We start from the raw sequence: 8554 nt of genomic DNA, 5'->3' as shown, positions 1-8554 counted from the left end.
CACTTTTATGGGCAGTGCCCTGCCTTATCTATTTTATTTACATCATCAAAACTTATCAAAGCTCAGGCTTTTTAAATACGCTTATCAAATTAAGAAAAGTCAACCTCTACCATTCAAAGACTTTGTTATTGATAAAGAGGTTTTTAATACTCAAAAAATATTAACTTCGGAACTAAAAAAAATAAGACATTCGAGCGTCATCATCAGTCATGATATATTCTCGTCTATTATTAGAGAAATCAATTATTTCTACAATCTCAATTTACTAGATGAACATGATTTAATCTCTTTAAAAGATGAATTAAACGATTTGTTAAACGAATTATATACATATACTGTATCAGGACAATACGCAAACGAAGCAGACCTATTTCTTTATTTATCGAATGTAGATATTGAATCATCGTATATATTACTTGAAGGTAATGGTATCTCTATGGCACATCTCGCTATTTATGGAATCAGTGGTATGAATTCTCAGAATAAAAATATTAGAAATGTTCATAATGAATGGATTGAATCATTAAAAAGATACTCTACCCTTATTACTTTTGGCGGAGAAATTCAAAGACATAATTTTTTTAAGGAACAAAAAAATATTATTAATACTATACATCCTTAATTCTACATTTTGTATATACAAAACACGAAAAGAAAATCAGATACAATTTAAAATTGACAGCATACACCTTGCACAGTATTTATAAATAATAGTGTAAGGTGTTTTTCATTTACACATATCAATACTCAGTAACCTCCATCCAGTTAACCAACTAACATATAACAATTAACTCTAAAAAAATAGTAGAAAAGCCTCTAAAATAATTAGAAGTAATTTGACTTTGTGACATTTTTTCTTCAGCAAAATAAGTTTTCACGTTGAACTATTTATAAAATAAATTAAAATACATATATGTATTAAAGAATCATAAAATGCATTTACATATTAATTAAATAAATAAAACAACAATTTTTGCATTTTAACTATTTCAATATATCACATTATACTATAATAATATAAAAATACATGGAAATTAGAAACTAAAAACTGCAATATTCTACAAAAATGCACATATAATAAAGTTATATAAATAGATATTTGTACAAAGCAAAATAACATAAACAGCCTTTTAATTATTTAATTTTCAATAAAGATTTTCTAAATTTTATGAAATACAAATGAATATTGGCTACATATAATAGAATAAAAGATTACAAATATGCGCAAATTTTATATTAAACACGGTTTAGAGACAAACTGTAGGGATAAATGTTGCTATAACAGTAAAGAAATAGAGTTAATTGGTTTTATTTTTTATAAAATTACAGGAAATGCCTTTCAAGTTTATTAACAAAACACTGGTCATTATATATCTCAAGAAAATGAATATTTATCAACAATTAAGAAGTGCCTGTTTAGCCTTTTTGATTTTTTTTAGCTTTTCTACTGTTGTAAAAAGTCAGGAAATAGCTATAAAAACAAATCTAGCTTATTGGGCAACCACAACGCCTAACTTAGGGCTAGAAGTTGGTTTAAGTAAAAAGAGTACGCTAGAAATTGGCGGAGGATTAAATGTATTCTCTTTTTCCGATAATAAGAATTTTAAGCATTGGCTTGTTCAACCCGAATACCGTTGGTGGTTTTGTGAATCATTTAACGGACATTTCTTAGGAATACATGCACATGCTTCTCAATTCAATGTGGGAGGCTGGGATATTCCTATCGGACGTTTAGATGTACTTAAAGATAAAAGGTATGAAGGTTATCTATACGGAGGCGGTATAAGTTATGGTTATCAATGGGTAATCAGTAACCGTTGGAATTTTGAATTCAATATCGGAGCCGGTTATGCTCGTATTCATTATGATGAGTATCCATGCGAAGAATGCGGTACAAAGTTAGATGAAGGAAATTATAATTATTGGGGAGTAACCAAGCTAGGCCTATCTTTTATTTATTTCTTAAAATAAAGATTCATGAAAAGAACAATAATCTTAAAAATATATTTGTTTGTATCGTTAGCAGGATTTATAATACCTGTACACTCACAAGCGCAATCCGAGCAAGTTAAAGTATCTGGAGAGCACTTTATTAAACAAGATAATAAAGTTGCCATTAAAATGGATGTCATTCTGGATGAAATACATGTAAATAGAAATGACATGGTTATTTTAACTCCAATACTTAAGTCTAATCAAAACAAACTGGATAGTCTAAGCCTCCCTCCTGTCGTTGTAACAGGGAGCTTACGAAATAAAATATTGAATCGTAACAGCACATTTGGAAAAGATCTTCCTTTTAGTACTGAGCCTAATGCTATAATAAAAAGAAATAACAACACAGCTCAATCCGTAGATTATAATGTATCTGTACCTTACAGAGCATGGATGGACGATGCTTCCATATCTATGTTGAGAACAACCTCTGGTTGTGCAAATTGTTATACCGTATCAGACGATCAGCTAATAGCGCAAAACATACTACCAAAAAGAGATCTAGCATCTTATCAACTCTCATTTATTGTGCCTGAAGTAGAGGTAAAAGCTCGAAAAGACCGACATACTGCAACATTTAATTATATTGTCGATCGTTATGAGCTACTTCGTGATTTCGGAAACAATCAGAGTGAGTTCGATCAAGTAGACAAAGTTATTGGCGAAATACAAAACAATAATGATCTACAGATAACCGAATTTAGTATCGCAGGATACGCTTCTCCCGAAGGCGGATTTGAGCATAACAAAGTACTATCAGAAAACAGGGCTAATTCTTTTGCCGACTATCTTGTTACAAAATTTGGTATCACCCGCAATAAATTTACTGTAGAGGGCTTTGGTGAAGATTGGGCTGGGTTGAAAAATGCTGTTTCTACATCTAATTTATCTAATAAACAAGCTATTTTAGATATAATAGACAAGACCTCGAACCCTGATGCTCGCGATGCAAAATTAAAGAGGTTATCGAATGGAGAAACCTACCGTACATTATTGAACGAATATTATCCTCCATTACGCCGTACAGAATATGCTATTGCTTATGTTGTTCGTCCATTTAATGTTGAAGAAGCCAGACAGATTATTAAAACGAACCCAAAACTACTTAGTTTGAATGAAATGTATCTGGTAGCCCATAGCTATCCAACTAGCAGCAAAGAATTTAGAGAAGTGTTTGATATTGCAGTAAGATTGTATCCTGAAAGTGATATCGCTATAATGAACTCTGCCGCTGCAGATATTGAAGGTAAAAATTTAGATGCTGCAATTGACCGTCTAAATAAAATAGAACGTAATCCTAAAGCTTGGAATAACCTTGGTGTAGCCTATATATTAAAAGGAAATACAGAGAAAGCTTTAGATTATTTTGCGAAAGCAGCCGATAGTGGCAGCGTCGATGGAAAGAAAAATCTTGAAACACTACAAAAAGCAATCAATATAAAATAAATATAAGCAAAATATTTAATTGTAAAATTTCAGAAAGTAAAACATGACGTAATAATTTAAAAAGAATGAAAAAAACAAAACTATTCTTAATAGCTGTACTAGTCCTAGGGCTTGCTTTTACAGCCTGTAGCGATGATAATAATTTAAATTCACCTACTGAACAAGAGGCTACTACAAATGTTAGTATCACTCTTAGTATGTCTTCGAACACAAGAAAAAGCTTACCAGACGACTATCATTTGATTGGAGAATGGGCGGGAAGAGATGACATTACCAAAGTTGCTATTTATCTTATTGACGGTGCTTCCGTAACTGCTCAATCTTTTAATGTAGGAACGGATTATAAAAAAGAAGTAATAAGTGGACAGGTGACTCTAGTTCCTCAAGAATCGGCTGCCATTAAAACAACTGCGGGAGTTAAAAAGGTTTATGTATTAATAAATGGAACAACAGAGGTTGAAAATGCTTTGGCTAAAACACCTGTTGCTGAATTCGAGAATGCATATGCTCAAGCTGCTTTGTATATAGCTAATTCGGGTACAAGTACAACTGTAAGTACTTCTGCCGAAAAATTAGCTATAAAAAATGGAACAACAGACGAAAAAATCTTAATGACTTGTGTTGAACCTAAAACAATTGATGTCGTTAATAATGTCTCTGCTGCTGAAACTACTGCTGCTGCATCTCCTAAAAACCGTGTTAGTCTAGTTGTAGAAAGAACTGTTGGACGTGTTATGGTATCCACTGAAGGACTAACTTATGATGTTCCTGCAGGAAACGGTTCTACTATCTTAGGTACAATTTCTGAAATCAAATGGGTATTGGCTCAAGGAGAAAGCTCTCTTTATCTCCAACGTAAAGCTGATTTCGCAACACCTAATTTTGGATGGGTACCAACTACCGATGCTCAATATTGGGGTACCGAAATTACAGGTTCCAGTTCGAAATATGATTACTCAGGTTTATTCGAAGAATATGATCCAACAACTCAGTTTGGAGGAACTAGTGTTGCTACTATGAGTGACTTGACTATGCAACAAATCCATCATCAGCTATAACTGATGAATTAGAAGCTAGCTTATCCGGTAAATTTATCCTGCCAAACACTCACGCCTATGGAGCCGGAAATGAATCCGGTTACAAGAAGGGTAACACTGCATATGTTCTTATCAGAGCTAAATTCACTCCTTCTGCTGCGGCTTTTGCTGACGGAGAAACTTATACAGCAGGTGATGACTTCTTCGTAGGAGCGAATGGTAAATTTTATGTGAGCGCTGCGAATGCAGTAACACCAAGCAAAGGTGGTGTAACCGGACAAACTGTAGCAAGATACGTAAAAGGTAAAGTATTGTATTATGCATGGGTTAATCCTGATAATATTCCTACATGGTATAATTCTCCGGTTGTAAGAAATAATGTATATCATATTCATATTACAGGATTTAAAAATTTAGGAACGAACTGGAATCCATTGTTCCCTGAAGATCCGAATAATCCAAAAGGAGAACCGGTAGATCCATCAAATCCGAATGGTCCTAAAAAACCATTGAATCCCGATCCTAGGCCAAACGTACCTGGTGTAGAGGAACCGGAAAATCCAGTAGATCCAACAGATCCGTTGACTACTCCTGAAACATGGATGAGTGTAGATGTTACAGTATTACCTTGGCAACTTCATTCTTACAGTATTGATCTGGGAATCTGATTTATAGAAAATTTATAATTCTAATTATATCTGGGGGAAGTAAGGATTCCTTTTTCCCCCAGTCTTTTAAAACATCAATTATATACAAAATGCAACAAATGAAGAATTTGCGAATTAAGATATTGATGACCGCGTTAACTTTAAGCGCAATTTTTTGGGGGTGTGATTCTCTTATTTATGACGACTTAGAAGACTGTCCCCAAGGTGTATACGTGAAGTTTTTTTCAATGACACCTTGTGCTGTAGATTCAACGTTCATAGGTGAAGCATCATCACTCACAGTGTTTGCGTTTGATGAAGAGGGTAAACTTGTAACTTCAGTGAGCAAGCAGAATGTAACTCTTAACCGCGATTTTGAAGTGCTTGTTCCTGTTTCGAACGGAAACTTCTCATTTATTGCATGGACAGGAGTAAACGAAAACTTTACAAGAAGCTCTTTCTCTTCAGGCATTACAACAAAAAAAGATGTAATGTTAGCTATTAAGTCATCAGAAAGTAGAGCCGCTAGTTTAGGCAATACTGAACGCATTTGGCAAGGTGAAAGCCCAACGGTATTTTTGCCCGATCCTGAAAAAAGTGGATCACTATATAAGCATACTAAAATCAATTTGCGCGAGTTAACCAATCGTGTTAAAGTGATTGTCGAATTTGATTCAACAATCACAGAGTTAAAGCCTCAAGATTTAGCTGTGGCTGTATCATCGGCTAATGGAACTATAAATATAGATGGTTCTATGCCATATAATTCACCTGTAATATATTATCCTCAACAAAATACTGTTTACACAGATAATAGTGTAACATGGAATTTCTCTATGTTAGAGCTTGTTACCGGATATCATAATAATTTGACTATCAATTATCCCAAAACAGGCCAGCAAGTATTTAACGGAGACCTTATAGGTAGTATTTTGATGAATACTATTAATGGAGGAATTAATTTGAATTGTGAAAACGATTTTACAATAAAATTTGTACTTAAAGATTACTGTGCAGAGTGCGGGACAAATTTCAGTTGCGCAATCTATGTAAACAACTGGCTTGTACATAGCTATAGCACAGATTTATAATTATAAAGCATTCTTTGCTTTAATAATCTATATGATTATGACAAGATTATACTTAATATATATATCACTTTTAGGATTTTCATTATCATTTGCAGGTTGTGATTCTCTAATTTATGATGATCAAAAGAACCCGCAATCCGAGCCGGTAGTTTATCTCTCGGTAACTAAAGCCCAGGCAGAAGGATTAGAGACTTTGAATGCAGATGATGTAGAGTATGAAGACCGGGTTCATGACTTGGCTATGCTGGTCTTCGATTCATCTAGCGGTACAAAGGTGGGTGAATACTTTGATGAAAATATTCCTATTTCAGAAAAAGACAAGTCTTTTATTGTACAACTGAATCCGGGGCCCGGGCAACGTGATTTTTATTTTGTAGCTAATATGCCCATAGCAGCCTTAAAAAGCATAACCACACGGTCTGCTATGGAATCATATATGAATACCTTTAGAGATTTAGACACAGACTTATATCTAAATGCTACTGAAACAAAAGGGTTCCCAATGTCTCGAATATACAAGAATCAGACCATTACTCAAGGCGGAAATATTTACTCACCCCTACCCTTTCGTCCTAATGGCGAAGACAGAGTAAAACTTATTCGAGTACTAGCAAGACTAGAGGTAAAAATAGACGGTTCTACAACTAATTTGGGCGTAAAAAGTATATATTATAAAAATGCTTACCGACAATTTAGTCTACAGTCTCCGTTAACACCAGTCGCACCGATTTATTACGAAGATAAACCTTTAAAAAAGGTGGATAACTCGTTTATATATTACATACCGGAGGCTCTGATGTCAGCTCCTAGCTGGTCGGCAAGTTCTCATAAGCCTGTCAATTACTTTGTTATTGAAACATTAAACGGTACGTTATACGAAATTCCGATCATAACATATGACGGTACCATAGCTGAGAGCGATTATTTGTCTTTTGCCACAGGAAATCAAACAGAAAAACCAGATTATAACATTTACCGTAACCATCATTATTTTTTTAGTATAAAAAAATTACAAACAATAGAGATCATTTATAGTATAGATCCATGGAAGATCAAGCAGAGCGCAACTTATATGGGATATGGCTACAATGTAGGAATTGATGAGGACGGAAAAATAACAATAAGCAATACGATAGAAGCTTGTGCTCCGCATGACATTGTGCTGAAGACAGTCGCACCGTTCAAATTTTCGGATGATACGACCGAAAAATCGTTTAATAATTTTGATCCTACGGCATCTGTAGGATATACCCTAAGCACTATTCCTAGCGTAGGAGACGGATCGTACCTTCAGGTATATTACAACGATGCATTGGTAAAAACTTTTAGCAAATAAGAGATAAAGACTATGAAAAAAATAATATATGTAACATTCTTTCTGAGCCTTTTCTTTGTTGCTTGTTCAAGTGAAGAGCCCTCTGTTCCCGGCTTCAATAACAACAATATAGAATTGTCATTAAATGTAAATAATTACATTAAAAATATAACGAAAGCCGAAAGTGATGGAACGGAAGAAGAGCAGACTGTAAATGACTTATATGTCTTTCTTTTCCCTACTACAGGTTCTCAGACCTTAATTAAATATTATATTTCAGGAGTAACATTTACCGGAGGCTCTTGGAATAGTAGCACTAAGAAAGTCTCATTGAATCTTACACAGGCTGAAGCTGGTAATAGAAATGTATACATAATAGCAAATTGCTCTACAATTAAAACAAACCTTGATGGAGTATCAGTGATAGAAGACCTACAGGCTATTTGGCAAACAGTAAATAACCCATGGTCTGCGAACATTACAACCCCATTGTTAATGTCCGGAAATAAGACTCATGATTTCAATACGAACTATCAACTTAATAATGTATCATTAGTTAGGGCCCTAGCAAAAGTTCAACTGAATGTAAAACTTTCTGCGCAACATTATAGTACTCCTGTAGTAGACAGCAAAGCTCAATATAGTTACAAATACATTGATTTCGATAAAAATACGTATGTATTTAAACCATCTACAAAAACAGATAATCTCGCAAGTTCTAACGACTGGACAGCTTGGAGTGCAACGGGCTCAGTTTCATCCTATACATTAGATCAAGGAAATGTTACAAACTTGACATTAACCACTTATATAAATGAAAGAGATAATGCAAGTAGTGCCATAGAGATAAAATTACCATATCAGGCTACGGGTCCATTACCTCCTCCTGAATTTGGTGATGAAACATACAAATTATTACTGCCATCGAAGATTGAGCGTAATCACTGGTATGTATATGATGTGGAAATTTAAAAATTAATACAAAGGTTTGCAATATAGCCACAAAAGTAAATTAATGATAGA

At 34.0% G+C, this 8554-nt stretch carries 7 protein-coding genes and 1 pseudogene; all 8 read left to right on the top strand.

The annotated features are described in order from the left end of the window. Nucleotides 1–622: pseudogene (locus B3P17_RS14755) on the top strand (hypothetical protein); the annotation flags it as partial. 761 nt (nt 623–1383) lie between these two features. Next, the gene (locus tag B3P17_RS14750) at nt 1384–1971 is read left to right on the top strand and encodes a DUF3575 domain-containing protein (protein WP_252637454.1); all 588 of its coding nucleotides are present in this window, start codon (nt 1384–1386) and stop codon (nt 1969–1971) included. A 6-nt stretch (nt 1972–1977) separates the two neighbouring features. Then, complete coding sequence (locus tag B3P17_RS14745; protein ID WP_252637455.1) at nt 1978–3441, top strand: DUF3868 domain-containing protein; 1464 nt, start codon at nt 1978–1980, stop codon at nt 3439–3441. Nucleotides 3442–3506: 65 nt separating this feature from the next. Beyond that, entirely contained in the window at nt 3507–4499 is a 993-nt protein-coding gene (locus B3P17_RS14740) for an Mfa1 family fimbria major subunit (RefSeq protein WP_291106064.1), read from the top strand. Further along, nucleotides 4496–5146 carry an Mfa1 family fimbria major subunit gene (locus B3P17_RS14735; protein ID WP_313608944.1) on the top strand — a complete coding sequence of 217 codons (651 nt, stop codon included), beginning with the start codon at nt 4496–4498 and terminating at the stop codon, nt 5144–5146. The genes B3P17_RS14740 and B3P17_RS14735 overlap by 4 nt, the downstream gene beginning before the upstream one ends. Nucleotides 5147–5244: 98 nt before the next feature. After that, nucleotides 5245–6216, top strand: a complete 972-nt coding sequence (locus tag B3P17_RS14730; RefSeq protein WP_291106062.1) for a FimB/Mfa2 family fimbrial subunit — start codon at nt 5245–5247, stop codon at nt 6214–6216. Between the two features lie 37 nt (nt 6217–6253). After that, nucleotides 6254–7552 (top strand): fimbrial protein, encoded by a 1299-nt coding sequence (locus B3P17_RS14725; protein ID WP_252637458.1) that lies wholly within the window; start codon nt 6254–6256, stop codon nt 7550–7552. 12 nt (nt 7553–7564) lie between these two features. Continuing rightward, complete coding sequence (locus tag B3P17_RS14720; RefSeq protein ID WP_252637459.1) at nt 7565–8503, top strand: fimbrial protein; 939 nt, start codon at nt 7565–7567, stop codon at nt 8501–8503. Nucleotides 8504–8554 lie beyond the last annotated feature (51 nt).

Origin of the sequence: Dysgonomonas sp. UBA7630 (assembly GCF_002483985.1) — a bacterium.
GTDB lineage: Bacteria > Bacteroidota > Bacteroidia > Bacteroidales > Dysgonomonadaceae > Dysgonomonas.
Note: the sequence above shows the minus strand (reverse complement) of the source record. Positions and strands in the feature narration are given on the sequence as shown.

Bases quoted from the DNA above. Each gene is read 5' to 3' on its own strand.
- B3P17_RS14750 (WP_252637454.1), top strand. From the start codon at position 1,384: ATGAATATTTATCAACAATTAAGAAGTGCCTGTTTAGCCTTTTTGATT.
- B3P17_RS14745 (WP_252637455.1), top strand. From the start codon at position 1,978: ATGAAAAGAACAATAATCTTAAAAATATATTTGTTTGTATCGTTAGCA.
- B3P17_RS14740 (WP_291106064.1), top strand. From the start codon at position 3,507: ATGAAAAAAACAAAACTATTCTTAATAGCTGTACTAGTCCTAGGGCTT.
- B3P17_RS14730 (WP_291106062.1), top strand. From the start codon at position 5,245: ATGAAGAATTTGCGAATTAAGATATTGATGACCGCGTTAACTTTAAGC.
- B3P17_RS14725 (WP_252637458.1), top strand. From the start codon at position 6,254: ATGACAAGATTATACTTAATATATATATCACTTTTAGGATTTTCATTA.
- B3P17_RS14720 (WP_252637459.1), top strand. From the start codon at position 7,565: ATGAAAAAAATAATATATGTAACATTCTTTCTGAGCCTTTTCTTTGTT.